The 25117-nt window shown below is 75.8% G+C and carries 23 protein-coding genes; 12 read left to right on the top strand and 11 right to left on the bottom strand.

The features are described 5' to 3' along the window. Nucleotides 1–31 precede the first annotated feature (31 nt). The gene (locus AC3EVP_RS31445; protein WP_335978717.1) at nucleotides 32–835 is read right to left on the bottom strand and encodes a polysaccharide deacetylase family protein; all 804 of its coding nucleotides are present in this window, start codon (nucleotides 833–835) and stop codon (nucleotides 32–34) included. Between the two features lie 897 nt (nucleotides 836–1732). Here AC3EVP_RS31445 and AC3EVP_RS31440 point away from each other — a divergent pair. After that, nucleotides 1733–2593: a L,D-transpeptidase family protein gene (locus AC3EVP_RS31440; protein WP_435135793.1), complete on the top strand. Its 861-nt coding sequence runs from the start codon at nucleotides 1733–1735 to the stop codon at nucleotides 2591–2593. A gap of 246 nt (nucleotides 2594–2839) precedes the next feature. Continuing rightward, complete coding sequence (locus AC3EVP_RS31435; RefSeq protein WP_435135791.1) at nucleotides 2840–3247, top strand: nuclear transport factor 2 family protein; 408 nt, start codon at nucleotides 2840–2842, stop codon at nucleotides 3245–3247. Between the two features lie 36 nt (nucleotides 3248–3283). Here the strand turns inward: AC3EVP_RS31435 and AC3EVP_RS31430 are convergent, their stop codons facing one another. The 3 genes from AC3EVP_RS31430 to AC3EVP_RS31420 all read right to left on the bottom strand — a co-directional run bounded on the left by AC3EVP_RS31430 (nucleotide 3284) and on the right by AC3EVP_RS31420 (nucleotide 5669). Further along, a complete protein-coding gene (locus tag AC3EVP_RS31430) occupies nucleotides 3284–4372 on the bottom strand; it encodes a phosphatidylinositol-specific phospholipase C domain-containing protein (RefSeq protein WP_435135789.1) in 1089 nt (362 codons plus the stop codon). Nucleotides 4373–4584: 212 nt separating this feature from the next. Next, nucleotides 4585–4902, bottom strand: coding sequence for an AzlD domain-containing protein (locus tag AC3EVP_RS31425; RefSeq protein ID WP_335978710.1), 318 nt, complete (start codon nucleotides 4900–4902; stop codon nucleotides 4585–4587). Beyond that, nucleotides 4899–5669 (bottom strand): AzlC family ABC transporter permease, encoded by a 771-nt coding sequence (locus AC3EVP_RS31420; protein WP_435135787.1) that lies wholly within the window; start codon nucleotides 5667–5669, stop codon nucleotides 4899–4901. Before AC3EVP_RS31420 ends, AC3EVP_RS31425 begins: the two co-directional genes overlap by 4 nt. A gap of 122 nt (nucleotides 5670–5791) precedes the next feature. On the opposite strand from AC3EVP_RS31420, the gene AC3EVP_RS31415 reads away from it, so the two are divergent. The 4 genes from AC3EVP_RS31415 to alc all read left to right on the top strand — a co-directional run bounded on the left by AC3EVP_RS31415 (nucleotide 5792) and on the right by alc (nucleotide 9561). Beyond that, a complete protein-coding gene (locus AC3EVP_RS31415; RefSeq protein WP_435135785.1) occupies nucleotides 5792–6364 on the top strand; it encodes a helix-turn-helix domain-containing protein in 573 nt (190 codons plus the stop codon). 65 nt (nucleotides 6365–6429) lie between these two features. Next, nucleotides 6430–7245 carry a crotonase/enoyl-CoA hydratase family protein gene (locus tag AC3EVP_RS31410; RefSeq protein ID WP_435135813.1) on the top strand — a complete coding sequence of 272 codons (816 nt, stop codon included), beginning with the start codon at nucleotides 6430–6432 and terminating at the stop codon, nucleotides 7243–7245. A gap of 64 nt (nucleotides 7246–7309) precedes the next feature. Continuing rightward, nucleotides 7310–8233: a LysR family transcriptional regulator gene (locus AC3EVP_RS31405; RefSeq protein WP_435135783.1), complete on the top strand. Its 924-nt coding sequence runs from the start codon at nucleotides 7310–7312 to the stop codon at nucleotides 8231–8233. Nucleotides 8234–8367: 134 nt separating this feature from the next. Beyond that, nucleotides 8368–9561, top strand: coding sequence for an allantoicase (gene alc, locus AC3EVP_RS31400; RefSeq protein WP_435135811.1), 1194 nt, complete (start codon nucleotides 8368–8370; stop codon nucleotides 9559–9561). Nucleotides 9562–9744: 183 nt separating this feature from the next. On the opposite strand, the gene AC3EVP_RS31395 is transcribed toward alc, so the two are convergent. From AC3EVP_RS31395 to AC3EVP_RS31385, 3 genes are read right to left on the bottom strand one after another with little or no spacing between them, the layout of a single operon-like run. Continuing rightward, nucleotides 9745–10182 carry an ankyrin repeat domain-containing protein gene (locus tag AC3EVP_RS31395; RefSeq protein ID WP_335978703.1) on the bottom strand — a complete coding sequence of 146 codons (438 nt, stop codon included), beginning with the start codon at nucleotides 10180–10182 and terminating at the stop codon, nucleotides 9745–9747. Nucleotides 10183–10191: 9 nt separating this feature from the next. Next, entirely contained in the window at nucleotides 10192–10989 is a 798-nt protein-coding gene (locus AC3EVP_RS31390; RefSeq protein WP_435135781.1) for a hypothetical protein, read from the bottom strand. A 32-nt stretch (nucleotides 10990–11021) separates the two neighbouring features. Then, nucleotides 11022–11861 (bottom strand): maleylpyruvate isomerase N-terminal domain-containing protein, encoded by an 840-nt coding sequence (locus tag AC3EVP_RS31385; RefSeq protein ID WP_435135779.1) that lies wholly within the window; start codon nucleotides 11859–11861, stop codon nucleotides 11022–11024. Between the two features lie 211 nt (nucleotides 11862–12072). Between AC3EVP_RS31385 and AC3EVP_RS31380 the strand changes: the two genes are divergently transcribed. After that, the gene (locus AC3EVP_RS31380) at nucleotides 12073–14220 is read left to right on the top strand and encodes a DUF5107 domain-containing protein (protein ID WP_435135777.1); all 2148 of its coding nucleotides are present in this window, start codon (nucleotides 12073–12075) and stop codon (nucleotides 14218–14220) included. Nucleotides 14221–14235: 15 nt separating this feature from the next. Here AC3EVP_RS31380 and AC3EVP_RS31375 read toward each other — a convergent pair whose 3' ends face one another. After that, nucleotides 14236–15228 carry a ketopantoate reductase family protein gene (locus tag AC3EVP_RS31375; RefSeq protein ID WP_435135775.1) on the bottom strand — a complete coding sequence of 331 codons (993 nt, stop codon included), beginning with the start codon at nucleotides 15226–15228 and terminating at the stop codon, nucleotides 14236–14238. Nucleotides 15229–15450: 222 nt separating this feature from the next. Between AC3EVP_RS31375 and AC3EVP_RS31370 the strand changes: the two genes are divergently transcribed. After that, nucleotides 15451–16518, top strand: a complete 1068-nt coding sequence (locus AC3EVP_RS31370) for an RNA ligase (ATP) (RefSeq protein WP_435135773.1) — start codon at nucleotides 15451–15453, stop codon at nucleotides 16516–16518. 146 nt (nucleotides 16519–16664) lie between these two features. Then, nucleotides 16665–17093 carry an SseB family protein gene (locus AC3EVP_RS31365; protein WP_335978691.1) on the top strand — a complete coding sequence of 143 codons (429 nt, stop codon included), beginning with the start codon at nucleotides 16665–16667 and terminating at the stop codon, nucleotides 17091–17093. Between the two features lie 149 nt (nucleotides 17094–17242). Here AC3EVP_RS31365 and AC3EVP_RS31360 read toward each other — a convergent pair whose 3' ends face one another. Next, the gene (locus tag AC3EVP_RS31360) at nucleotides 17243–18697 is read right to left on the bottom strand and encodes a bifunctional phosphatase PAP2/diacylglycerol kinase family protein (RefSeq protein ID WP_435135771.1); all 1455 of its coding nucleotides are present in this window, start codon (nucleotides 18695–18697) and stop codon (nucleotides 17243–17245) included. 138 nt (nucleotides 18698–18835) lie between these two features. On the opposite strand from AC3EVP_RS31360, the gene AC3EVP_RS31355 reads away from it, so the two are divergent. Both AC3EVP_RS31355 and AC3EVP_RS31350 read left to right on the top strand, forming a co-directional pair. Further along, nucleotides 18836–20047, top strand: a complete 1212-nt coding sequence (locus AC3EVP_RS31355; protein WP_435135769.1) for an aminotransferase class I/II-fold pyridoxal phosphate-dependent enzyme — start codon at nucleotides 18836–18838, stop codon at nucleotides 20045–20047. Nucleotides 20048–20098: 51 nt separating this feature from the next. Continuing rightward, complete coding sequence (locus AC3EVP_RS31350; protein WP_435135767.1) at nucleotides 20099–21217, top strand: MBL fold metallo-hydrolase; 1119 nt, start codon at nucleotides 20099–20101, stop codon at nucleotides 21215–21217. 19 nt (nucleotides 21218–21236) lie between these two features. Here AC3EVP_RS31350 and AC3EVP_RS31345 read toward each other — a convergent pair whose 3' ends face one another. Together AC3EVP_RS31345 and AC3EVP_RS31340 are read right to left on the bottom strand one after the other, a co-directional pair. Next, entirely contained in the window at nucleotides 21237–21917 is a 681-nt protein-coding gene (locus AC3EVP_RS31345) for a DedA family protein (RefSeq protein WP_335978838.1), read from the bottom strand. Continuing rightward, nucleotides 21917–22717 carry an MBL fold metallo-hydrolase gene (locus AC3EVP_RS31340; RefSeq protein WP_435135765.1) on the bottom strand — a complete coding sequence of 267 codons (801 nt, stop codon included), beginning with the start codon at nucleotides 22715–22717 and terminating at the stop codon, nucleotides 21917–21919. Before AC3EVP_RS31340 ends, AC3EVP_RS31345 begins: the two co-directional genes overlap by 1 nt. Nucleotides 22718–23040: 323 nt before the next feature. Here AC3EVP_RS31340 and AC3EVP_RS31335 point away from each other — a divergent pair, with 323 nt between their 5' ends. Then, nucleotides 23041–25116, top strand: a complete 2076-nt coding sequence (locus AC3EVP_RS31335) for a phage holin family protein (protein ID WP_435135763.1) — start codon at nucleotides 23041–23043, stop codon at nucleotides 25114–25116. The last annotated feature ends 1 nt before the right edge of the window (nucleotide 25117 follow it).

Below are 25117 nucleotides of genomic sequence, written 5' to 3'. Positions count from 1 at the left end.
ATCACGCCGGACCGACAGCGGGCCGCCGGGGCTACTTGTAGACCTTGCCCGCCTGCGGGGTGCCGGGCGCGAGGAGCTGCTTGACGGTGACGAAGGTGTAGCCGCGGGCCTGGAGGGTGGAGATGATCGGGGCGATCGAGGCGACCGTGCCGTTGTAGCCCTTGTTCGTCTTGTCGACCAGGTCGTGCAGCAGGATGATCCCGTCCGGCTTGGCCGACTTGAGTATCCGGGACGCTATGAGCTTGGAGTCGGTGGTCCGGTAGTCGGCCCCGTCGGAGTTCCAGACCACCTCGGACATGCCGAGCTGCTTGACGATCTTGGTGACCTTGCTGCTGGTCCGGCCCTGCGGCGGGCGCAGCAGGGTGGGCGTGACCCCGGCGACCTTCTGCACCGCGTCCCGCCCCTGGGTGATCTCCTTGCGGATCTCGGAGGAGCTGATCTTCGTGAGGATCTGGTGGCTCCAGGTGAGGGTCTCCACCTCGTGGCCCTGCGCGACCATGTCCCGCACCATCTGCGGGTGCTTCATCACGTGGTTCTTGCCGAGCGTGAAGAAGGTCGCGTGCACGTGGTACTTGCTGAGGATGCCCAGGATCTGCGGGGTGCGCACGCTCGGTCCCGCGTCGAAGGTGATCGCTATGCACTTGACCTTGCGGCAGTCCACGCTGCCTTTCGCGCCGCTGGCGAACGCGGCGGCCCCGGTCGTCGCCAGGTGTTTGCGCGCTGCGGCCGGGGAGGTGGCGTCGTAGCCGTTGCACCCGGTCAGGGTGAAGGCCATGGTGGCGGCCGCCAGCAGCGTGGTCAGCGCGCGGGCTCGGCGCGCTGTGGTCGTGCGCATGCGGGAACTCCCCCTCGTCGTGTCGGCAGGCCCGCTCGGGCGCGCCCACTCCTCACTATACACAGAGGGTATACACGCGGTACCTACTTATCCACCGGTTCCGCCGAGCCGCGCGCCGGACGTCGCGCACAGCGTTCTCCCAGGATTCTCCCAGCCGGGCTCGAACGACCTTTCGGCGGCCCCACGGGAGTGCGCCCGCCCGACCCACCGGTTTCCGTTATCCGCCCCGCGGTCCCGCCGTCTCCTGTGCGAACGGGCCGTGCAGGTGCGGGACGTGGGAGGCAGCCGATGGGGGCCGGGGTCGGAGCCAGGAGCGGGCGCGGGCGTCGGCGCAGGCGCGGCAGCCGGCATGGCGCCGCGTGGTCGGCGGCGGTGATCGCCGTCGCCGGCGTGTGCCTGGCGGTGTACGTCGTCGCGGGCGGCGGCGGTCGCGAACTCCCGGGCGGGCGCGGGCGTACGGCATCCGCCTCCCCTCCCGCCGCCGCGACCGCGGCGCACGGCGGCGCGGGGTCGGGCGGCGCGGGGTCGGGTGGTGCGGTGCCGACGGCGTCAACCCCGACCGCCTCGCCGCTGCCGCCGTCGCCGTCCGGACCGGGGCGCGCCGCCCGTACGCGTCCGACCGCCCGATGACAATGCGACCTTCGCCGGCAAGGGCGAAGCGGGGGCGCCGGATCGCCTTCGGGGCGAGCTGAACCGGCCCGCCGATGGCGGGTTTTGGGCCGTTTGCCTGACTTGATCCCACTGGGGTCGCTGACATGGGGTCGGATGATATGACGCCCCGTCAGACGCTCGAACATCCGCACATCTGTGCGCCACGAAGGTGACTTGTAGGGCGAATCGGGCGTTGGCGGGGGTTGGATGATGTACTCCGGCTCCGGGTTTGCGAGGATCGTCGCGATGACTGCCGCCCTCCCGGACGCGACCACCCAGCGTCCCAGCCAAGACGACCGGGGCCCTCGCCGGCACCGGCGGCCGCGCCGCACCGCGAAGCGCGCGGCCGTCGCCGTGTCGGTGACGGCCCTCGGCCTCGCCCTGCTCGGCGCCGGCTACGTGGCCACCGACCACTACGGCACGGCCTCCACCGACAACCGCGACGCGGCCGCCCGCTCCGCCGCCGGCACCGCCGCGCGGGTCGCGGGCAGCGCCTCGCCGTCGTCCGACCCGATGCCCCTGGCCATCCCCGGCCTCGGTCCCAGGACGCGCGCGAAGATCCCGGCGAACAGCCGGCAGGTGCTGGTGGCCTCGGGCCGGGCCAAGAACTCCTCGGACTCCCTGGTGACGCTCTGGTCCAGACGGTCCGACGGCCACTGGCAGCCCGGCGCGACCTGGACGGCGCACAACGCCAAGGACGGCTGGACCGCCGACCACCACGCCGGCGACCTGCACAGCCCGATCGGCGTGTTCACCCTCCACGACGCGGGCGGGTTCGACGCCGACCCGGGCACCAAGCTCCCGTACGACCACTCGTCGAGCTTCCACGCCGGCGGGGTCGGCTTCGACGGCGAGACCCTGGACGAGGCGTTCGACTACGTCATCGCGATCGACTACAACCGGGTCCCCGGCACCTCCCCGCTCGACGGCACCCAGCCGCTCGGCGCGAGCAAGGGCGGCGGCATCTGGGTGCACGTCGACCACGGCGGCCCCACGCACGGCTGCGTCAGCATCGCGGCCTCCCACATGGTGACGCTGCTGCGCACCCTGCTGCCCGCCGACCACCCGGTGATCGTGATGGGCGACGGCCAGTCCCTGGCCGCCTGACGGCACGCCTCCACCGTGCCGGCGGCCGGGTCCGCCCGCGCCGCCGGCGCCGTCCCCCGTTTGTGCCCGTTGCCCCCTCCCGCTCCGGGGCGTTACCCCTGCGGGAGCGCGCCGGCCGGTCGGTGCGGGCCGGCTCCGGCGGCAGCCGTACGGGTGTCCGCCGTCGGCCGATGTCACGAATCCCTGCCCGCGCGGGTCTTCATGGTGAGACCCCTGCGGGGCGGTACACGTGCAACGGAGGCCAGAATGCCAGAGACTTCAGCGGTGCGGACGCTGCCTGCGGGCGAACACCCCGGCGAGCTCGCCGACTTCGGCAGGCGCTGGGCCGAGGCGGAGCGGCGCGGCGACGTCGCCGCTCTCGACGCCCTGCTCACCGACGACTTCACCGCGGTCGGCCCGCAGGGCTTCGTGCTGGGCAAGGCGCAGTGGCTCGACCGGTACGCGTCGGGCGCGCTGGTGCACGACGACTTCACCTGGACCGAGGTGACGCTGCGTCAGTACGGGAGCTGCGCCGTGGCGGTGGGCGTCCAGCGCCAGCAGAGTGTCTTCGACGGGCGCGACGCGGATGCCGGCTTCCGGATCACCCAGACCCTCGTGGAGGTGGACGGCCGCTGGCAGCTCGCGGCCGTCCACCTCAGCCCGACCGGTGCGTGACCGGCCGGGCCGTCGGGATTCGGTGCGTCCGCGCGGTCAGCCGCGCGGCAGCACCGTCGCCTGGACGCCGGTCAGGCCGCTCCAGTCGTTGGACGCGATCGAGGCGTGGGCCGCGGCCAGTTGGGCGACCCGGGCCTGCGCGTCCGCGGCCGTGGGGGCGGTGTCGTCCAGCGTCGGCGGCACGTTCTGCGCGTCGGTCATGATCAGCAGGTAGTGGTGCGTGTCGTACCAGCTGGTGTCGATGCTGCCGTTCAGATACGTCGCCGCGTCACCGTCGAAGACCACGAACCAGGGGCGGATCGAGGCGTCGGAGTAGCGCGTCCGCGGGTCGCCGGCCGCCGCGTTGTGCACCGCGGGGAAGATGTTGGCCTGCGACAGCTTGCCCTGGCTCTGCAGGCCGGCCAGGTAGTCGGCGTACTCCTGGTCGGTCCACAGCGAGTCGGTGGGGTTGGACTCCTCGACGGTGCCGGGGATGACCTCCAGCAGGACCTTGCCCGCGAGCTGCTGCCGGGTCGGCCAGTTGCCCGCGCTCGCCGCCGCGTCCAGGGAGGCGTACTTGCTGCCGTCGGACTTCGTCAGCAGGTCGGACGGCTTGTAGACGAGGCTGCCCAGGTGGTCGGTGATCGACTGGTCCAGCTTCGCCGGGCTCATCCCGTACGTCGTCTGGAAACCGGCCTTCATCTCCAGCTTGATGATCAGCGGGCCGTGGCCGGGGTGCGCGCCGAGCCACACCCGCACGTCGTCGAGGCAGCTCTCCAGGTCCTTGTTGGCGCCGCCGGTGTACAGGTCGGCCGCAGACGAGGCGTTCACGCAGTTGTTGCTGTTGCCCAGCGGGTTGGAGTGGCTGACCTTCCACTCCTTGGTGACGAAGTCGTCCCAGACGTCCAGTTCGATCATCGACGTCCCGGTGTCCAGCGACTGCGCGAGGTAGCTGAACTCGCTCGGGTCGTAGGTGTTGTGCAGCCCGGAGCCGGTGGTGCCGGAGAACGGCAGCGAGTCGGTGTCGGCGGCGGAAGCGGCTCCGCCGCCGGCGCCCGCGACGGTGAAGGCGAGGCACAGCGTCGATGCGCCCAGTAGCGCGGCGCGAATACGTAGGGAAGCTCGGCGGATCAACCGAACGGTCACGTGTCCTCCTGTGGGGGTGTCGCTCCGCCCAGACGGTGCCCGCGGGCCATGAATCGACGGAGACATGACAGGTAACACGATCTGTCGTCCCGCTGTCACCTCCACCACCTCCACTGTCGGCCAAGGGAGTTCGGCCCTACGCGCATCGCGCCGAGGGTGTGGGGGGTGATGGTGTGTCAAGGGTGCCGAGGTGGTGGGGGCGGTCGCGCGGCTCAGCTCGCGCCGAGCAGGCGGAGCACCGCGGCCGTGGCCGCCGCCGCGACGACGACCACCGCGAACGGGGCGCGGCGCCAGGCGAAGAGCCCGCCGACCGCCACTCCCGCCGTGCGCGCGGCGCCGGCGAAGCCGTGCCCCTGCGTCAGGGCGGAGGTGGCCACCAGGGCGGCCAGCAGCACGACCACGGCGACGGCCATGAGCCGTTCGAAGCGGGCCGGAAGGGTGATCCGCGAGCGCAACACCGGCCCGGCGAAGCGGAACGCGAAGGTGCCTGCTCCCAATGCGGCGGTCGTGGCCAGGAGTTCGGTGCTCATCGGCTGGGCCTCGGCTCGGTGGGGGCGGCGTCGGCGGGAGCGTCGGCGGGGGCGTTTGCGGGTGCGTGCTCCGTATCCGCCTCGGCGCCGTACGGCAGGCCCGCGGCGACCCCGGCGAGGGCGAGCAGGACCGGCAGCCCGGCGGGCAGGAAGGGCGTGGTGGCCAGCGCGATCACCACCCCGGCGAAGGCCGCGCGGCGGTTGCCGGGCCGGTCCAGGGAAGGCAGCAGCAGGGCGAGCAGCACCGCGGGGAAGGCCGCGTCGAGCCCGAAGGCGTCGGTGTCGCCGACTGCCCGCCCGCCGAACGCGCCCGCCGCCACCCCGAGGTTCCAGGCGGCGAACAGGCCCGCCCCGCACAGCCAGTACGCCGTACGCCGCCGGGCCGGGGTGCGCTGTGCGAGGGTGAACGCCACCGTCTCGTCGACCATCACATGGCTGCCCAGCAGCCGGCGCAGCGGCCCGGTGCCGTCGAGCACGTCGCCGACCGCGAAGCCGAACGGCACGTGCCGGACATTGACCAGCAGGCCCGCCGCGAGCGCCGCCAGCGGGTTGCCCCCGGCGCCGACGATCCCGACGAAGAGGAACTGCGCCGCCCCCGCGAACACCACCACGGACATCAGCATCGGCAGCCACAGCGGCAGGCCCAGGCCCACCGTGATCGCGCCGAAGGACGCGCCGACCAGCGCGTCGGCCACGCAGACCAGCGCGATGTCGCGCAGCAGGTCCGCCAGCTTCTTGTCCCGGGTTCGCCATATCGAACGGATCACCGTATAGAATGAACATAAGGAAGCCGCGTTCGTCAAGCCGAACGACACGACGTCTCCACCGAACGACGGCAGAGCGACGGCCGGACGAAGATCGACGCCCGAAGGAACTGGAGCCACCCGGTATGACGACGGAGGACAGACCCCGCGGCGGCCCGCCGATCGCCGCCATCGCCGCGTCCCTTCAGCACCAGCGCCGCCGCGCCGGGCTCTCGCTGGCCGAGACCGCACGCCGCGCCGGCATCGCCAAGTCCACGCTCTCCCAGCTGGAGTCCGGCACCGGCAACCCGAGCGTGGAGACGCTGTGGGCGCTCAGCGTGGCCCTCGACGTGCCCTTCGCCCAACTGGTCGACCCGCCCCCGCCCCGGGTCCAGGTGATCCGCGCCGGCGAGGGCCCCACCTTCACCGCCGAACACTCCTCCTACGTCGCCACGCTCCTGGCGTCCTGCCCGCCGAACGCCCGCCGGGACATCTACGTCGTCTCCGCGCAGACCGGCAGCGACCGCGAGTCCGAGCCGCACATGCCCGGCGTGGTCGAGCACGTGGTGCTGAGCACCGGCCGCGCGATGGTCGGCATCACCGACGACCCGGTCGAACTGCACCCCGGCGACTACGTCAGCTACCCCGGGGACGTGCCGCACGTCTTCCGCGCCCTCGAACCCGGGACCGTCGCGGTGCTGCTGTCCGAGCACAGCTGACCGGCCCGCGGCGCAGTACGGTGTCCGCGCCCCAGTACGCGTACGAGTGCGAGGAGTTCCGCACGATGCCGCAGCCGCCCGTACCGCCCGTACGGCCGGTGCCGCCCGAACCGACGGCGCCGTCGGTACGCACCGAGCGCTCGGGCCCGGTCACCACCGTGGTGCTGTCGCGGCCCCACGCGCGCAACGCCGTCGACGGGCCCACCGCGCAGGCGCTCGCGGACGCCTTCCGGGCGTTCGACGCCGACCCGGAGGCGGCCGTCGCCGTGCTGTGGGGCGAGGGCGGCACCTTCTGCGCGGGCGCCGACCTCAAGGCTGTGGGCACCGCGCGCGGCAACCGGCTGGCGGCCGACGGCGACGGACCGATGGGCCCCACCCGGCTGCGGCTGGGCAAGCCGGTGATCGCCGCCATCGCGGGCCACGCGGTCGCGGGCGGGCTGGAGTTGGCGCTCTGGTGCGACCTGCGGGTGGTCGAGCAGGACGCCGTCCTCGGAGTGTTCTGCCGCCGGTGGGGCGTGCCGCTGATCGACGGCGGGACCGTACGGCTGCCGCGGCTGATCGGCGCCGGCCGGGCGATGGACCTGGTCCTCACCGGACGCCCGGTCGACGCGGCCGAGGCCCACGCCATCGGCCTGGCCGACCGGCTGGTCCCGGTCGGCACCTCCCGCGCCGCCGCCGAAGAACTGGCCGCGCGGATCGCCGCGTTCCCGCAGACCTGCCTGCGCGAGGACCGGATGTCCCTGCTGGAGCAGGAAGGGCAGACCGAACAGCAGGCGCTGGCGGGGGAGTTCGCCCACGGGCAGGTCTCGCTCGCCGAAATGGCCGCAGGGGTCGCCCGGTTCGCGGCCGGCGAGGGGCGGCACGGCGGCTTCGACGGATAGGAGGCCGCGCCCGACTCGTCGGCATCGGCCGTACGATCCGCGGAGGACTGTTTAGGCTGGCCGTATGAAGGAGTGGGAACTCAAGAAGCTGCACATCCTCCGCGCCCTGCACGACGCGGGCACCGTCACGGCCGCCGCGGCCGCCCTGCGGATGACGCCGTCGGCGGTGTCGCAGCAGCTCGCCGTGCTCTCCAAGCAGATAGGGACGCCCGTCGTCGAGGCGCACGGCCGCGGGGTGCGGCTGACCGGCGCGGCACACGTCCTGCTCCGCCACGCCGAGGTGGTATTCGCCCAACTGGAGCGCGCGGGCGCGGAGTTGGAGGGGTACGCACGGGGTGACGCCGGGCTGGTGACGATCGGCACCATCGCCACCGCGATCAGCCGGCTCGTGGTGCCGGCCGCGGAACTGCTGCGCCGCTCGGCGCCCGCCGTCACCGTGTCGGTGCGGGAGGTCGAGGCGGCGGCGGTCTTCGAGGAGCTGGCGGCGGGCGCGGTGGACGTCGCGGTGTCCCTCGCGGTCGACGCGCCGACCGCCCGCGATCCGAGGTTCACGGTCTTCCCGCTGCTCACCGACCCGCTGGACATCGCGCTGCCGATCGGCCACCCGCTGGCCGCCGAACCCGGGCTGCGGCTGGCCGCGCTCGCCGAGGAGCCGTGGATCTTCGGCAGCGCCGGGCCGTGGCGCACCCTGACCCTCGCGGCCTGTGCCGACGCCGGGTTCGTGCCGGAGCAGGCGCACGCCGCCTCCGACTGGCCGGCGATCTTCTCGCTGGTGTCGGCGGGCCTGGGGATCGCGCTCGTGCCGCAGATGGCGGCCGTCGGCGGGTGGCGGCGGGAGGTGGCGGTGCGGCCGCTCGACGTGGACCGGCCGGTGCGCAGGATCGTGGCGGCGGTCCGCGCCGGCACGGAGGACGCGGCGCTGGTGCGGCGGGCGATGGGCGCGTTGCGGCACGCCGCCGAACTGGACCCCACTGTGAAGTTGAGCTGAACGGAATGTTCAAAAACTATCGCTGGAGTTGAAGTGTCGGAGGGGGGAGAGTAGGGGCAGGAAAAGGGGCAAGGGAGGACCGGCGAGGAGGAGGGGTTCGGGTGGGTACGGAATCGGGAACGGCGGCCGCCGGTGTGGCCGCGGGCGCGGGGACGGGAGCGGAAGCGGCTTTCACCGCGCTGACCGGCTTCACCGGGGACGCGCTGCCGTACGGCGGGGGGAATCCCTTCGCGGACTACCGGCGGGCCGAGCTCCCCTTCACCGGGCTGGCGGAGCTGACCGACCGCAGGCTCGGGGCGGGGGTGGTCGCGGCCAATGACGAGTTCTTCGCCGAGCGGGAGAATCTGCTCCTGCCCGGGCCCGCCGTCTTCGACCCCGAGCGGTTCGGACACAAGGGCAAGGTGATGGACGGCTGGGAGACCCGCAGGCGCCGGGGCCGCTCCGCGTCGGCCCCGCACCCGGAAGCGGAGGACCACGACTGGGCGGTGGTGCGGCTCGCGGTGCCCGGGGTGGTCCGCGGCGTCGTGGTGGACACCGCGCACTTCCGCGGCAACTACCCGCGGTCCGTCTCGGTGGAAGCCGCCGCGCTCTCCCCGTCGGCGGGCGCCGAGGAGGTGGCGGACCCGTCGGTGGCATGGACCGCGCTGGTGCCGCGCACCCCGGTCGGCGGCCACGCGGAGAACGCCTTCGCGATCCGCCGGGAGCGGCGCTTCACCCACCTGAGGCTCCGTCAGTATCCGGACGGCGGTGTCGCCCGGCTGCGGGTGTACGGCGAGGTGGTGGCCGACCCCGCCTGGCTGGCCGCCCTCGGCACCTTCGACCTGGTCGCCCTGGAACACGGCGGCGCAGTCCGGAACGCCTCGGACCGCTTCTACTCGCCGCCCGAGCACACCATCCTGCCGGGCCGCTCCCGGCGGATGGACGACGGCTGGGAGACCCGGCGCCGCCGCGACCACGGCCACGACTGGATCGAGTACCGCCTGGCCGAGCAAGGCGTGATCCGGGCGATAGAGATCGACACCGCCTACCTGAAGGGCAATGCGGCCGGCTGGGCCACGCTGTCCCTACGGGACGGGGCGGACGGCCCCTGGCGGCCACTGCTCGACCGGGTCCGGCTGCACCCCGACACCGTGCACCGGTTCGTCGTCGAGGACGGCACCGCCGCTGTCCCGGGCGGCGCCCCGGCCGGTATCCAGGTCGCCGCTCCGGCCACGGATGCCCGGATCGAGATCTTCCCCGACGGGGGCATATCCCGGCTGCGGCTGTACGGCTCGCTGACGGCGCAGGGCGCGGCGCGGCTGGCGGCGCGGGCGGCAGCGATCGCCTGAACCGGCGGTGGCGGCGGGGCGTCCGGCGGCCGGGCATCTGGCGGTCGGGCGGTTGGCGGCCGGGCGGTTGGCGGCTGCGTTGGGGACCTGTCGGCTCGGCGTCGGGCGGTTCGGGGCGAGGTGTCGGCCGGGCTGACGGGAGCCGGTGGTGCGGCTCCCGTGCGCGCCGGGCGTCAGGTCAGGTCACTGCGCGCCGAAGCGCGCCAGCAGTTCGGTGCGGCCGAAGACGCGGGCCGTCTCGATCGCGGACGGCGTGCCCGCGGCCGGGTCGGCGCCGGCCTCCACCAGGGCGCTGATCACGTCCTGCTCGCCCTTGAACACCGCACCGGCGAGCGGGGTCTGACCGCGGTCGTTGATCCGGTCGACGTCGGCGCCGCGCTGGATGAGGGCGAGCACCGTCGAGGCGTGGCCGTGGTAGGCGGCGAGCATGACGAGGCTGTCGCCGCGGTCGTTCGTCAGGTCGGCCGGCACCCCGGCGTCGACATAGGCGGCGAGCTTGTCGGTGTCGCCCTGCCGGGCCAGGTCGAAGACCTGAGCGGCGAGTTGGAGCACCTCCGGGTCGTGCGCGGGCTCGCCGGGCGGCTCGGAGGGGGAGGCGGGGTCAGGGCTGGACTCGGTCATGCCACCACCCTACGCAGGGCAGCGTCCGCTGAAGAAAGAGATCACCACATGCCGTGTCGGGGTGTCACCGACCTTGATGTCCAGGGGCACGCAGGCGCGGCCGTCACCGGCGACGAAGAACGCACCGTGAAAGGAGGTGGGGGAGCCCGGGCACGCGTGGAAGGAGACCGCGGGCGCGGGAGCGGAGCCGTACTCGCCGCCGAACTCCAGCCCGGCGCGGGCCCGCTGCTCGGCGCCGACCGTGACCGTGACGCTGGTGCCCGCATGGAGCAGGGTGTCGATGCGGTAGTGCCAGCCGCCGGAGTTCTGCCGGCCGAGGTCGCGCTGCTCGCCGTCGGCCAGGTCGCCCAGGCCCTGCCAGGTCAGGGGGCCGACAGCGATGTCGGAGCCAGCGGGTGCCGTGGTGGGGTCGGCGGTGCCCGAGGGCGTGGTGCCCGGGTGGGCGGTAACCGAGGGATCGGCGGTCTGGGAGGCGGAGGTGGACGCGGAGGTGGTCGACGATGTGGACGGGGAGGCGGCGCGGGTGGAGTGCGGGGAGTGCGGGGAACGGGAGGTGGGCGCGGTCGTGGGGGAGCCGGCCGGATGGGTGGTGCGGCGCGGTGGGGAGGGGGAGTTGTCGGGCGGGACGAAGCCGTCGACGCACTCCACCGGCCGGGGGTGCTCGATGCTCCCGACGGGTGGCGGCGCGGATGCGGCGGAGGGCGAAGCGGTGGCGGTGGCATGCGGGTGGGCGCCGAAGGAGCAGCCGGCGAGCAGCATGAGCGCCCCGCCCACGGCTCCGCCCACCCGTAACGCTCGTCCTGACATGAGCATCACTCCTCAGTCAGGACGGTACGTGCTCAATCCAGCGGCGACCAGACCGCCAGTTGGCGGACCGGCGCGGGGTCGCCGGAGACCCGGAGGGTGCCGCTGTTCCACGGGACCCGCCGGTAGAGGCAGAGCAGCAACTCCCCGGCGGACCCGGTGAGGCAGGCGTCGGGTGCGGGCCCGTCGCCCGGGCCGACCCGGACCGCGGAGGCGCCGGTGGCGTCGAGGATCAGGGTCCAGGCCGGGCCCTCGGTGGAGACGAGGGCGACGCGGGCGGGGGCGTGCGGCCAGCCGTCCATGGTGCCGAAGCCGACCTGGAGGAGTTCGTCCACCGCGTCCAACGCCAGGGCCGGGGGCAGCGGTGCGGGGGCGCCGGCGGCGTCCTGCGCGTCGCGGGCGTGCACGGCGGCCTCCTGCACCTGGTGGCGGGCGACGGTGCCGGCCGTCGCCGGGCGCCCCGGCGCCGCCCACCACGTCCAGCACTCCCGGTCCGGGCCGGCCGCCCGCAGCGCGTCCAGCAGCGTGGCGGTGGCGCGGGCCGACCACGCCGAGAGCTCGCCGGGCGGGAGGAGGGCGCCGTCTCGGGCCGAGGCCGGGTCCGAGGACGGGTCCGTGGTCGGGTCGGGGTGCGGGTCCGGCGGGCGGGTGGCCGGCCCCGCGGTGACGGCCGCCGCCCAGAAGCGCTGCACCTGCCCGACGTGTGCCACCAGGTCGTGGACCGTCCAGTCCGGGCACCCCGGCACCCGGGCCCGCGCGTCGGCGGCCTCCGCCGCCTTCCGCAGCGCGGCCGACCGGTCCGCCACCAGTTCCAGCCAGTCGGAGAAGCGCAGCACCGGGAAGTCCCCGGCGGGAGGGATGTGGAAGGGCGTCATGGGCACCGTTGTAGCAGCGGGCGGCGACAGCGGGGGCGGGTCCGGGGATCGGAGCGTTTTACCGGCATTGCGGCAGATTTGCCCAAGACTGTACGGTGCGGGCTCTGTTCAGCGGGCCGCTGAGGATGTTCCATGGTCGTCACACGGCCGCCGTGCGGAAGGCGGCCGCCCGCGCCCGGATGAGGTGGCCTTGGCCAGGACCGCGACGACCGTGACGACCGATACGACCGCGACGACCGTGCGGCGCGCCACCGTGCGCATCCCCGCCGCCCCGCTGGGCCCGGAGAACCCGCTGCCCGCGCTCGGCGAGCGCGGCCAACCGCACCGCCTCGACCCCGAGCAGCGCCAGGCGCTGCCCCCGGACATGGCCCGGCAGATCGGCTACGCCCCGCTGCGCACCGTGCTGCCGGTGCGGGTCCTCGACGGGTACGGCCGGGACCGGGCGCCGGTCGAACTCGACGCCCTCGTCGTCGAGAACGACCGGTTGCGCGCCACCGTGCTGCCCGGGCTCGGCGGCCGGCTGTACTCGCTGCTGCACAAGCCCACCGGCCGCGAACTGCTCTACCGCAACCCGGTGTTCCAGCCCGCGGACTTCGCGCTGGCCGGCGCCTGGTTCTCCGGCGGCGTGGAGTGGAACCTCGGCGCCACCGGGCACGCCGCCCACACCTGCGCGCCGCTGCACGCCGCCCGGGTCACCGCGCCCGACGGCGGCGAGATGCTGCGGCTGTGGGAGTGGGAGCGGCTGCGCGACCTGCCGTTCCAGGTCGACCTGTGGCTGCCGGCCGGCTCGGACTTCCTCTACGTCGGCGTGCGGGTCCGCAATCCGCACGACCGGACCGTGCCGCTGTACTGGTGGTCCAACACGGCCGTACCCGAGACCCCCGACACCCGGGTGCTGGTTCCGGCGGACGCGGCCTGGCAGTTCGACTACCACCGCGCCCTCACCCGCGTGCCGGTGCCGCGCGCCCACGAAGCCCCCGGCGGCCCGGGCGCGCCGGACAGCGCCGACCTCACCTACCCGACCCGGTTCGAGCACGCCGCCGACCACTTCTTCGACCTCGCGGACGAGGACCGCCGCTGGATCGCCGCGCTCGACGGGCAGGGCCGCGGCCTGGTGCAGACGTCGACCGACCGGCTGCGCGGGCGCAAGCTGTTCCGCTGGGGCCGCGGCCGCGGCGGCCGCCGCTGGCAGGAGTGGCTCACCGAGCCCGGCACCGGCGGCTACCTGGAGATCCAGGCCGGCCTGGCCCGCACCCAGCTCGAACACCTGCCGATGGCCGCCGAGTCCGAGGTGAGCTGGCTGGAGGCGTACGGGCCGCTCGCCGCCGACCCGGCACACGTGCACGGCGCCGACTGGCCCGCCGCCCGCGCGGCCGCCGCCACCGCCCTGGAGGAGGCCCTGCCCCGGGCCGCCCTGGACGCCGCCCGCACCGCCTGGCTCACCCGCGCCGACACCGACCCCGACCCCGCCGACGTGCTGGCCACCGGCTCCGGCTGGGGCGCCCTCGAAGTCGAGCGCGGCCGCCACCCGCTGCCCGGCACCCCGTTCCCGCCCGCCACCCTCGGTACCGCCCAGCAGCCCTGGCTCGAACTGCTCCTGTCCGGCGTCTTCCCCCGCCCCACCGCCGACCCCGTGCCCGGCCCCACCCTGGTCTCGCCCGACTGGCGCGAGCTGCTGGAAGCCGCCGACACCTACCCCGGCAACGAGTGGTACCGCGACTACCACCTCGGCATCGCGCAGTGGGCCGCCGGCGACCGCGCCCAGGCCGTCCGCAGCTGGGAGCGCTCGCTCGCCGCGCACCCCTCCCCGTGGACGCTGCGCGCCCTGGCCGTCGCCGACGCCGCCGCCGACCGGACCGAGCAGGCCGCGCAGCGGTACGCGGCCGGGTACGACGCGCTGGCCGACGCCCTCGCCGACTCCGGCTGGCCCTCCGCGCACACCGCCCTGCGCGCCTACGCGCTGGAGGCCGTGCCGGTGCTGCTCGCCGCCTCCCGCGCCGAGGACGCCGCGCGCATCCTGGACCGCCCGGTCCCCGGCCCCGACGGGCAGGCCGCGCCCGCGCCGCTGGAAGGCGGGCGGGTGCGGCTGCTGCGGGCCCGTACCGCGCTTGCCCAGGGCGACCCGGGCCGGGCCCGCGCCCTGCTCGACGAGGGCGTGGCCGTCGACGACCTCGCCGAGGGCGACGAAGTGCTCAGCGACACCTGGTACGCGGTCGCCGAGGCGCTGCTCGCCGACGACGCCGCCGCCGACGACAGCGCCCCGCAGGACGCGCGCGCCCGGGCCCGCCGCGAGCACCCGCTGCCGGCCGCGTACGACTTCCGGATGCGCCCGCAGGAGCCGCCGGCCGCCCACCGCTGACGGCGGGCGGCCCGGTCAGCCGCCCGCGGTGAGCAGGGCCGCCCGCTCCTGGGCGGTCAGCTCGCCGGGGGCGCGGCGCTCCCGGGCGGCGCGGTTCGCGGCGTGCTGGAGCGCCTCGTTGACCGGCACGGGCACCCCGAAGCGGCGGCCGAGCAGCACGATCTCGCCGTTGAGGTAGTCCGACTCGATCGACCCGGTGCCGCGCGCCAGGCTCTGCCAGGTCGAACTGGGCTTGGCCGAAGGGGACTCCACCCGGTCCCCGCGGGTGCGCGCCTGCTGCTCGGTGCCGATGTACGCGATCCCCGCCGCGGCCAGGACCGCCGCGCCCTCGGCCCGGGCCCGCGCGGTCAGCTCGCGGCCCGCGTCCTGGCCGGCGCCGGAGCCGAGCACCGCGTCCACCGCGTTGCCGAGGTTCGACAGCAGCTTGGCGTACTTCCAGGCCATCACGTCCTCGGTGACCGGTGCCGCGAAGCCCGCGGCCGTCAGGTCGGCGGCGATCGCCCGTACGGTCGCGTCGCTGCCCGAGGGGTAGCGGCCCAGGTGCAGCATCCCGGTCAGCGGTGCGCACAGCGCGCTGACCACGCCCGGTTCGAGGAACGTCGCGGGCAGCCAGACGCACGCGCCGTAGACACGGCCGAACCGGCGCAGCGCCAAGCGCTCGTTCTCCACGCCGTTCTGCGCGCACACCACGGCGGGCCCGGCGCCCGGGCCGCCGCCCGCCGTGCCCTCGCCGTACGCGCCCCAGGTCTCCAGGACGGCGGGGGTGTCCTGGGTCTTGACGCCGAGCACGAGCACGTCGTCGTCCCGCGCGGTCAGCTCGGCCGGGCCCTGGACCGCAGGGATCGGCAACCTCCGCTCTCCGTCGGCCAGTTCGAGCCGCAGTCCGTGCGCGCGGACGGCCGCCAGGTGCGCGCCGCGGGCCACGAGCACCACCTCGTGGCCGCTGTCGAAGAGCCGTCCGCCGATGGCGCCGCCGATCGCGCCCGCGCCGATCATGATGTATCGCATGGCTGAAACCCTGGACGTCCCGGGCGCCCGGCACAACTCCCGCCCCGACCGCAGGCGGCTTGCGCCCGCTGCCTCCCGCCGCGAGCGCCTGCCCGGCGCCTCGTGGCCACGGCCCGGGCCGGAACGGAAAACCGTTGGCCCAAGTCCCGCCGCGCCCCGCAGAGTTGGGGCGCGGGCCGGGGCTCGGCCCGCGTTCCCGTGGACACCGAAGGGGGCACCACCATGTCCACCCTGCGCGTCACCGCCGAGCGGCTGACCGTCCTCGACCACCCGAACGCCGACGCGCTGGAGCTCGCACAGGTGGGCCTGTACCGCGCGGTGGTCGCCAAGGGGGCCTACCGCACAGGGGAGTTCGCGGTCTACATACCCGAGCAGGCGGTGCTGCCCGGTCCGCTCGTCGACGAACTCGGCCTGACCGGGCGGCTGGCCGGGTCGGGGAGGAACCGGGTGCGGGCGGTGCGGCTGCGCGGCGAGCTCTCGCAGGGCATCGTCTGCCGGCCGGGCGCCCTCGACGGTGTCGACCTGGCGCGCGCCGCGGCCGACGGCACGGACTTCGCCGACGCGTTGGGCGTCGTCAAGTGGACGCCGCCGGTGCCGGTCTCGATGAGCGGCGACGTGGACGCCGCGCCCGACCTGCTGCCGTGGACCGACATCGAGAACCTCAAGCGCTACCCGGGCGTCTTCGCCCCCGGCGACCTGGTCACCGTCACCGAGAAGGTGCACGGCACCGCCTGCTGCCTGACCTACCACGCCGCCTCGGGCAGCGTGCAGGTCACCTCCAAGGGCCTGGGCGCCCGCGGCCTCGCGCTGCGCGAGGCGGACGGCAACCTCTACTGGCGCGCGGTGCGCGGGCACAACCTGCCGGCCGTGGCCGCCGCACTGGCCGCCCGGCTGGGCGCGGACCGGATCGGGATCTATGGCGAGGTCTACGGCAAGGGGGTGCAGGACCTCGACTACGGCGCGCACGCGGGCACCGGATGTCCCGCCTTCGCCGCGTTCGACGTGTGCGCGGATGCCGGCGGGCAGCTCAGCTGGCATGACCCGGCCGACCTGACGGCGGGCGAACTGCCGGTCGTACCGAGGCTGTTCCACGGCCCGTTCGAACTCGACCGGGTGCTCGCGCTGGCCGCGGGTCCCGAGACGGTCTCCGGCCGCGGCCTGCACATCCGCGAGGGTGTGGTGGTCCGCACCGCCGACGGCAAGTACAGCCCCGACGTCGGTGGCCGGGCCGTCGCCAAGGTCGTCGGCGACGCCTACCTGACCCGCGAGGGCGGCACCGAGTACGAGTGAGGGCACGCCCCCGAAGGGCCGGGCCGGCGATCCGGCCCTTCGGGTGTTTCCGCGCACGGTCGGCATGCTCCGCCCCCGGCTGGGTACGCGCCGGGTTCAGCCACTTGCAGACACCGAGCGCGGACGCGGCGAGAGGAAGCACGACGATGACCGACATGAACCCCAACGGCGCCCTGCCCCCGGCCCAGCGGGCCCTGCACGAGATCTCGCACGGCAGCGAGAACGTGATCGCCCTGAGCACCCTCGCGGTCAGCGAGGTGCTGCTGCCGGTGCCCGGCGCCGAGGAGCAGCCGCCGCCGGCCGGCGCGGAGGCGGCAGAACCGCCCCGCGAGATCCAGCTGCCGGTCTACGAGCAGGAGGACGGCCGCCAGCTCGTCCCGGTCTTCACCTCGGAGACCCGGATGGCCGAGGCGCTGCCCGCCACCCGCCGCTACCGGCTGGTCCAGCTCGCCGTTCTCAGCGGCGCCTGGCCCTCCGACGACCTGATCCTGTCCATCGACACCGGCAACGAGGACGCCCTGAGCATCTCCGGGGAGGGCGTGCGCGCGCTCGCCGGCCTCGTCGCCGGGAACTGAGCCCCGCGGTTACGGCCCCGGCGCTCCACCCGCCGGGGCCGTACCCGCATCAGGACCGCGCGGCCCCCTACCCGCACAGAGCCCGCGCGGCCGCACCCGCACCGAGCGCGTCCGGCACGGCTGCGCTCAGGCCCGGTACGCGGCTGGGCTCAGGCCCGGTAGACGACCAGGCCCCGCGGCGCCTTGTCGAGCAGCACCTCCCCGGGAGCCGCCGCAACCTCCCCGTCGCAGGCCAGGTGCACCCCCTCGCCCGGCACCCGCACCCGCAGCCGCGGGACGACCACCGCGGTGTACACCGGCGACGAGGTCAGCGCCCCGGTCAGGGCGGCGCCCAGCATCCGGGTCCGGGCGAACGGCCCGCCGTCCACCATCCGCACGTCCAGCATCCCGTCGGCCAGCTCCCGCCGCCGCACCGGCGCCGGGCCCCAGCTGGCATAGCGGCAGTTGCCCGCGAAGAGCAGCCACACCGAGCGCCGCCGCCCGTTCACCTCCACCTCGACCGGCTCGCAGGTGCGCAGCACGTGCACCGCCGCCAGCACGCTCGCCGGCCAGCTGCCCACCCGCCGCGACCAGCGCTCCCTGACCCGTACCAGGTCCGGGTAGGCGCCGATGCTGAAGGTGTTCAGGAACGGCGCCGCCGCACCGTCCACCCCGGTGCTGCGGGCCACGTCCACCCGCGAGGCCCGGCCGGTGCGCACCGCCGCCGCGGTCAGCTCGACCGACAGCAGCCCCAGGTCCGCGGCGAAGTGGTTGCGGGTGCCGCCGGGGAAGACCGCCAGCGGCAGCCGGTGCCGCAGCGCGACCGCGGCCGCCTCGCGTACGGTGCCGTCGCCGCCGCACACCCCCAGCGCGCCGCCGTCCCGCACCGCCGCCTCGGCCGCCCGCTCCAGCAGCTCGACCAGGTCGTCGTCCTCCGTGCACTCCGCGACGGCCGCCCCGGGCAGCGCCGCGGCGATCCGCCGCGCCGGGGTGGTCAGCAGCGGCGGCGGGCCCGACGCGGTGTTGGCCACCACGTGCAGGCCCCGCCCCTCCGCCAGCCGCGGCGCTTGCGCGGGCGCTCCCGCCGACGGCCGCCGCTGGACCGGCAGCAGCCTGCGTACCAGCAGCGCCGCGCCGACGCCCAGCGCGGCGCCGGCCACCACGTCGCTCGGGTAGTGCACGCCGGTGTAGACGCGGGAGAACGCCACGCTCGCCGCGACCGGCGCCACCGCCGCGCCCCACGCGCCGGACTGCGCCGCCACCCCAGCCGCGAACGCCGCCGCGGAGGCGGCGTGCCCGGACGGGAAGGACGTCGTGACCGGCTGCCGCTGCAACTGCCGGATCACCGGCACCGCGTCCAGCAGCGGCCGCGCCCTGCGCACCGCGCCCTTGCCCACCGTGTTCACCGCCAGCGAGGCCAGCGCCAGCGAGCCCATCCCGCGCAGCGCCGCCTTGCGGCCGTTCGGCCCGCCCACCGCCGCCATGCCCGCCGCCAGCCCGCACCACAGCCGCCCGTGGTTCGCCAGCCGGCTCAGCCGGGGCAGCACGGGCTCCGCGCCCGGCCAGCGCCGCCCGGCCACGGCGGCGAACAGTTCCCGGTCCCAGTCCTTCCACGGATACGTCATGCGGCTCGGCTACCCCGGCCCGGCCCGCCCGCACCTGCCGTCCGGCTGGTGGCTGACCGCCGTCCGACGGGCGGTGAACCCCGAAACGGGGGAAGGTGGGGCACAGGGGGGCCGTTTTCCACGCCTGGAGGGTGCGCGATGCCGTGGGCCGACGGGACGAGACCCGATCCGGGGCTGCCGGTGCCCGGGTACTGGGCGGCGCGCGTGGCCGCGGCGGCGGCCGGGACGGAGCCGGTCGGAGGCGGCCCGGACCTGCTGGCCGCGGCCGACGGGTACTGGGCGCGGCGCGCGCTGCCCGGCGGCGCGGCCCACCTGCTGGCCGCGCCGGGCGCCGAGCAGCTGCTGCTCGCGGTGCTCGCGGCGAGCGAGGGCGACCCGGTGCTGGCCCGCCCGGCCGCGGCCTGGCAGCCCCCGGTGGCGCGGCTGCTCGGCCGCCGCGTGCACACCGTGCCCACGGCCGCCGAGGGCGGCGGCGTCCCCGACCCGGTCGCGCTGCTGGAGACCGTACGGCGGGCCCGGGCGCGCGGCGCGGACCCGCGGCTGCTGGTGCTGTCGGCCGCGGACGACCCGACCGGCACCGTCACCGCGCCCGAGCTGCTCCACGAGACGTGCGAGGCCGCCGCGGAGGCGGGCCTGCTGATCGTGTCCGACGAGACGTACTCCGACACGCTGCACCACCGCGAGACGGTCCTGCTCAGCCCGGCCGAGATGCTGCCCGAGCACACGGTGGTGCTCACCGACCTCGGCGCGACGCTGGTGCCCGCGGACTTCCCGGCCGCGCTGGCCCGCTTCCCCGGCACCGCGCACGGCACGTCCTGGCGGCGGCGCGCCGCGGAGGTGCTGGCCGGCCTGCGGGCGGTGCTGCCCGCGCCGGTCGCCGCCGCGACCGCGTACGTGCTCGGCGAGCCGGCCGAGGTTGCCGGCCGGGCCGCCGCCGCGAACCTGCTGCACGCGCGGACGGCGGCGGCCGCGTACCGGGCGATCACCGAGGCCGGGGCGTCCTGCCGCCCGCCGCGCGCCGGCTGGCAGCTCTACCCGACGGCCGGTCCGGCCGGCCCCGAGGCGGCCCGGCGGGTGGAGGAGTTCCTCACCGGCGCGCTGGGCCGTCCCGTGCCCGGCGGCCACCGCTTCGGCGACGACCCTCAGGAGCCGCGGGCCAGGATCGGCACCGGGGTGCTGCTCGGCGCCACCGAGGACGAGCGGCGCGCCGCGCTGGCCGCCGCCGACCCGGTCGCGGTGCCGCACGTCGCGGCCGGACTGGCCGCGCTGACCGACGCGTTCACCGCGCTGACCGGCCTGGGCGCGGTCAGCGGTTCGGCCGACACCGGATCGCGGGGCGGTGGGGCCTGACATACGTTCGGCAGAAGCGTTCCGGCCAGGCGGGGGAGCGAGGGAGCCCAGATGAGCGACCAGCGCGCGTCCGCCCCGACCGCGCCCGCGGCCACCGGCGCCCCCCGCCCGGACGGCTCTCCCCGCCCCGACAGCGCTCCCGGCCCGGACGGCGCGCCCGGCAGCGGCGGCCGGCTCGCCTCCGGCCGGCCGCGCGCCGCCGACGCGCCCGAGCCGTCCGCCCGGCCCCGCCGCTGGCCGGCCACTTTCGTCGACCGCCTCTCCGAACCGCTCCCGGCGACCGGCATCCGCGACATCGCCCGGCTGGTCCGCGAGTGCGCGGCCCGCCCGCCCGCGCACACCCTCAAGGACGTGCCCCTCCTGCCGGTCGCGCCCGCCCCGCTGCCCGCCGCCGGGCCCGGCACGGTCAGCGTGACCTGGGCCGGGCACGCCAGCTGGGTGGTCCGGATCGGCGGGCTGACGGTGCTCACCGACCCCGTCTGGTCCCGCCGCATCCCCGGCACCCCCCGCCGCATCACCCCGGTCGGCGTGCCGTGGCGGGCGCTCCCGCCGATCGACGCGGTCGTCATCAGCCACAACCACTACGACCACCTCGACGCGCCCACCGTCAAACGGCTGCCGCGCTCCACGCCCTGCTACGTGCCGGCCGGGCTCGGCAGCTGGTTTAGGCGCCGCGGCTTCCACCGCGTCACCGAACTGGACTGGTGGGAGGGCACCTGGCTGCGCGGGGTGCGGTTCGACTTCGTGCCCGCGCACCACTGGAGCCGCCGCACCCTGACCGACACCTGCCGGACGCTATGGGGCGGGTGGGTGCTCACCGACGCCGACGGGCACCGCGTGTACTTCGCCGGGGACACCGGATACGGCGCCTACTTCGCCGAGATCGCCCGGGTGCACCCCGGCATCGACCTCGCGCTGCTGCCGATCGGCGCGTACACGCCCCGCTGGATGCTGCGGCCGGTGCACACCGACCCCGACGAGGCGGTGCAGGCGTACCTCGACCTCGGCGCGGCCGCGATGGCCCCGATGCACTGGGCGACGTTCCTGCTCTCCGGCGAGCCGCCCCTCGAACCGCTCACCCGGCTGCGCGCCGCGTGGACCTCCGCCGGGCTGCCGCGCGAGGCGCTGTGGGACCTGCCGATCGGCGCGTCCCGCGTGCTGGTGCCCTGACCCCCGGGCCGTCAGCGCGTCAGGGCGCCGTACGCGGCTGCTCCGGCCGGTCGGCCGTACCCGCCCGGCGGACCTTCCGCACCCGCCCGGTGACCGCGGGCCCGGCCGCGATCAGGATCGTCAGCGCCACCGCCAGCACCACACCCTGCCACGGCTTGTCGAAGAGCGACCCGCCGAGTATCCCGATGAGCTGATAGGCCGCCGCCCACGCCAGGCACGCCGGGATGTCGCCGCGCACGAAGCGACGCAGCGGCATCTGCGCCAGCAGGCACGCCACCATCACCGGGATGCGCCCGGCCGGCACCAGCCGGGACAGCACCAGCACCGCCGCCCCGTGCCGGTCGAGCTGCCGCTCCGCCCGCTCCAGCGTGCCCTGTTCGGCGCGCCGCTGGAGCCGGTGCAGCCAGCGCGAGCCGTTGCGCGACCGCACCCCGCGCAGCCCCAGCCAGTACAGCGCCACATCGCCGAGGAACGCCGCGACCGACGCCACCGCGAAGACGAAGGCCAGCGCGACCGGTTCGGTCTGGTGGAAGGCGACCACCGCCGCTCCCGACACCAGCGCGCCGGTCGGCACCACGGGCACCAGCGAGCCGAGCACGATCAGCAGGAACAGCGACGGGTAGCCGACCGCCGACTGGGTGCCCTGCGACGCCGCCGGGTGCGCGGCCGGATGCGCCGCCGCCGCGGCCAGCAGGCCCATCATCCGCCGGCCCCCTGCCCGGCCCGGCCCAGGTCCGCGACCCGCACGCTCTGCCCGTGCGCCGGGCGGTGCACCGCCACCCCGGGCGCGAGTTCGGCGGCGAACCGCTCGAACTCCGCACCGGGCGCGTGGAACTCGTGCGGCCGCACCGCGTCCATGCCGATCGGCCAGTAGGTGCCGTAGTGCACCGGCACCGCCGTGCGCGGCCCCAGTTCGGCCAGCGCGCGCGCCGCCCGCTCGGCGTTCAGGTGCCCGGTGCCCAGGAACGGCCCCCAACCGCCCACCGGCAGCAGCGCGATGTCGCACGGTCCGACCGCGTCGGCCATCCCGTCGAACAGCCCGGTGTCCCCGGCGAAGTACGTCCGCGCCTCCCCGGCCACCACGTATCCGAGCGGCGCGGCGCGCTGCGGCCCGTACGGCAGCCGCCGCCCGTCGTGCGCGGCCGGCACCGCGCGCACCGTCAGGCCGCCGAACTCCACCGCCTCGCCGGCCACCACCTCCACCAGCCGCAGCCGGTCCCGTACCCGCCGCAGCGCCGGCACCGCGGCCCGCGCGCCGCGCGGCAGCAGCACGGTGGTGCCCGGCGCGAGCCGCGCCAGCGAGCCGACGTGCAGGTGGTCGGCGTGCAGATGGGACACCAGCACCACGTCGGCCCGGGCGGCCGCGGGGGTGGGCAGTGCGCCGCGCCGCCGGCGCAGGTGCGCCAACCGCCGTACGAACAGCGGGTCGGTGAGCACCCGGACGCCCGAGTCCTGGACGGTCACCGTGGCGTGCCCCCACCATGTGATCTCCACCACCACGCCGCCACGCCCTTCCCGCCGCTCACGGCACCGACCGGCCACCCGGCCCGGCCGTCCGCGGGTCCGCCCGCCTCTTCGGTGCCGGCGTCGCCGCCGGGGCCGTCCGACCTCGAGCGTATGCCCTGGCCGCCCCGGCCCGCCCGCCGCCACCCGATGACGCCCGCTGCCGCCTTCTGCCACGTGCTGCCACCTGATGAGACCTGCCGCCACCTGCCCGCCGTCGGTTGTCCACAGGCCCGAACCGGGCAGACCGGCGGATATGGCAGTCTGGTCGGGTGCCTCAGCCGGGAGAGAGTCGGAGACGGGCCGCGAGGCGCAGCGCCGTGCGGACCGTCGGCCGTGTGCTCGCGGTGTGGGTGGTCGCCTCGGCGACGCTCGCCGTACTCGCCGCGGTGCTGCCGGACTTCACGCTGGAGGCGCCCGGTGGCGACAGCCCCACCCAGGTCGCGGTCACCGCGGGGCTGGGGGCCGGCGCGTTCGGCGTGCTGAGCGCGCTGGTGTGGCCGCTGCTGGTCCGCGCGCTGCTGCTGGTGCCCGCGCTGGTGCTGGGCGCGCTGGTGTTCTTCCTCAACGGCTCGCTGCTGCTGGTCGCTTTGAGCCTGACCCCGCACGGCCGCAGCGAGGTCACCCCGGCCACCGCGGTGGTGATCGCCGCCGTGATGTCTGCGGCGTCCTCGGCGACGAGTACGGCGCTGGCCGTGCGCGACGACGCCGCCTACGGCCGCCGGCTGGCCCGGCTGGCCGGGCGCAGGCGGCGGCACGTCGGCGACCCGCCGCTGCCGACCACGCCCGGCACGGTCTTCCTCCAACTCGACGGTGTCGGCCACGACGTGCTGCGCGACGCGCTCACCGCCCGCCCGCCCGCGATGCCCACCGTCGCCTCCTGGCTGGACCGCACCCACCACCTCGTCGGCTGGCGCACGGACTGGAGCAGCCAGACCGGCGCCAGCCAGCTGGCGATCCTGCACGGCAGCAACCACGACGTGCCCGCCTTCCGCTGGTACGAGAAGGAGACCGGGCAGGTCATGGTCTGCAACCGGCCCTCCAGCGCGGCGGAGCTGGAGCGGCGGGCGGTGCGGCGCACCGGCTGCGGCGGGCTGCTCGCCGACGACGGGGCCAGCCGCGGCAACCTGTTCACCGGCGGCGCCGAGCAGTCCGCGCTGGTGATGTCGGTGGCGGCGCAGCGCGCGAAGTTCACCCGGTCCCGGTCGGGTTACTTCGCCTACTTCTCCGACCCGGCCAACGCGGTGCGCACCGCCTGGTCCTTCGCGGCCGAGGTGGGCCGCGAGATAGGCGAGTCCACCGCGGCCCGGCTGCGGCGCGACCGCCCGCGGATCAAGCGCGGCGGCCTGTACCCGCTGCTGCGCGCCTTCGCCACGGTCGTCGAGCGGGACGTGGCGGTGGCGGCCGTCGTCGGCGACATGCTCGCCGGGCGCACCGCGGTCTACGCCGACCTGGTCGCCTACGACGAGGTCGCCCACCACTCCGGTCCGCGCAGCCGCGACGCCCGCAAGGTGCTGGCCCGGCTGGACCGTTCGGTGCGGCTGATCGCCGACTCGGCCCGCTACGCCCCGCGCCCGTACCGGATCGTGCTGCTGTCCGACCACGGCCAGAGCGCGGGCGAGACCTTCGAGGGCGCCTACGGTACGGGGCTGCGCGAGCTGGTGCGGACCGGCTGCGGGCTGCCGGCGCACGGCAGGAGCGGCCGGCGGGCCGAGCGGCGCCGCGGCGGCGCCGAGGCGCGGACGGCGGCGCGCACCGCGCTGCGGCGCCCGGAGCGGGGCCGGCGGGCGGAGGAGGCGGAGTGCGAGGGGCCGCCGTCCGATCCGGTGGTGCTCGCCTCGGGGAACCTGGGGCTGGTGGCGTTCCCCGACATCGCCGGGCGGGCGACGCTGGAGGAGCTGGAGCGGCGCTGCCCGGACCTGCTGCCGACGCTCACCGCGCACCCCGGGATCGGGTTCGTACTGGTGCGCAGTGCCGTACGGGGCCCGGTGGTGCTCGGCCGGGGCGGCGCGCACGACCTGGCCACCGGGCGGGTGACCGGCGCCGACCCGCTGGCGCCGTTCGGCCCGGGCGCGGCCGCGGCGGTGCTGCGCACGGACGGCTTTCCGCACACCGCCGACCTGATGGTCAACTCCGCCTGCGACCAGGCGGCCGGCACCGTGCACGCCTTCGAGGAGCAGGCCGGTTCGCACGGCGGCCTCGGCGGGCCGCAGACCCACCCCTTCCTGCTGCACCCGGTGGAACTGCCGCTGCCGACGGCGCCGTTGGTCGGCGCACAGGCCCTGCACCAGCTCTTCCACGGCTGGCTCACCGCGCCGAACCGGCCGTCAGGACCGGACCCGCGATGTGATCGTCAACTGATGGTTGACGATGAGGAGGCGTCAACCTATAGTTGAC

This window comes from Actinacidiphila sp. bgisy144, from assembly GCF_057708105.1.
The sequence above is the reverse complement of the archived record's forward strand: the minus strand, read 5'-3'. Positions and strand labels throughout refer to the sequence as shown.

Bases quoted from the DNA above. Each gene is read 5' to 3' on its own strand.
- AC3EVP_RS31385 (WP_435135779.1), bottom strand. From the start codon at position 11,861: ATGACGCCCTTCCACATCCCTCCCGCCGGGGACTTCCCGGTGCTGCGC.
- AC3EVP_RS31375 (WP_435135775.1), bottom strand. From the start codon at position 15,228: ATGCGATACATCATGATCGGCGCGGGCGCGATCGGCGGCGCCATCGGC.
- AC3EVP_RS31445 (WP_335978717.1), bottom strand. From the start codon at position 835: ATGCGCACGACCACAGCGCGCCGAGCCCGCGCGCTGACCACGCTGCTG.
- AC3EVP_RS31415 (WP_435135785.1), top strand. From the start codon at position 5,792: ATGACGACGGAGGACAGACCCCGCGGCGGCCCGCCGATCGCCGCCATC.
- AC3EVP_RS31395 (WP_335978703.1), bottom strand. From the start codon at position 10,182: ATGACCGAGTCCAGCCCTGACCCCGCCTCCCCCTCCGAGCCGCCCGGC.
- AC3EVP_RS31345 (WP_335978838.1), bottom strand. From the start codon at position 21,917: ATGGGCCTGCTGGCCGCGGCGGCGGCGCATCCGGCCGCGCACCCGGCG.
- AC3EVP_RS31405 (WP_435135783.1), top strand. From the start codon at position 7,310: ATGAAGGAGTGGGAACTCAAGAAGCTGCACATCCTCCGCGCCCTGCAC.
- AC3EVP_RS31410 (WP_435135813.1), top strand. From the start codon at position 6,430: ATGCCGCAGCCGCCCGTACCGCCCGTACGGCCGGTGCCGCCCGAACCG.
- AC3EVP_RS31440 (WP_435135793.1), top strand. From the start codon at position 1,733: ATGACTGCCGCCCTCCCGGACGCGACCACCCAGCGTCCCAGCCAAGAC.
- AC3EVP_RS31390 (WP_435135781.1), bottom strand. From the start codon at position 10,989: ATGTCAGGACGAGCGTTACGGGTGGGCGGAGCCGTGGGCGGGGCGCTC.
- AC3EVP_RS31435 (WP_435135791.1), top strand. From the start codon at position 2,840: ATGCCAGAGACTTCAGCGGTGCGGACGCTGCCTGCGGGCGAACACCCC.
- AC3EVP_RS31370 (WP_435135773.1), top strand. From the start codon at position 15,451: ATGTCCACCCTGCGCGTCACCGCCGAGCGGCTGACCGTCCTCGACCAC.
- AC3EVP_RS31350 (WP_435135767.1), top strand. From the start codon at position 20,099: ATGAGCGACCAGCGCGCGTCCGCCCCGACCGCGCCCGCGGCCACCGGC.
- AC3EVP_RS31425 (WP_335978710.1), bottom strand. From the start codon at position 4,902: ATGAGCACCGAACTCCTGGCCACGACCGCCGCATTGGGAGCAGGCACC.
- AC3EVP_RS31355 (WP_435135769.1), top strand. From the start codon at position 18,836: ATGCCGTGGGCCGACGGGACGAGACCCGATCCGGGGCTGCCGGTGCCC.
- AC3EVP_RS31365 (WP_335978691.1), top strand. From the start codon at position 16,665: ATGACCGACATGAACCCCAACGGCGCCCTGCCCCCGGCCCAGCGGGCC.
- AC3EVP_RS31360 (WP_435135771.1), bottom strand. From the start codon at position 18,697: ATGACGTATCCGTGGAAGGACTGGGACCGGGAACTGTTCGCCGCCGTG.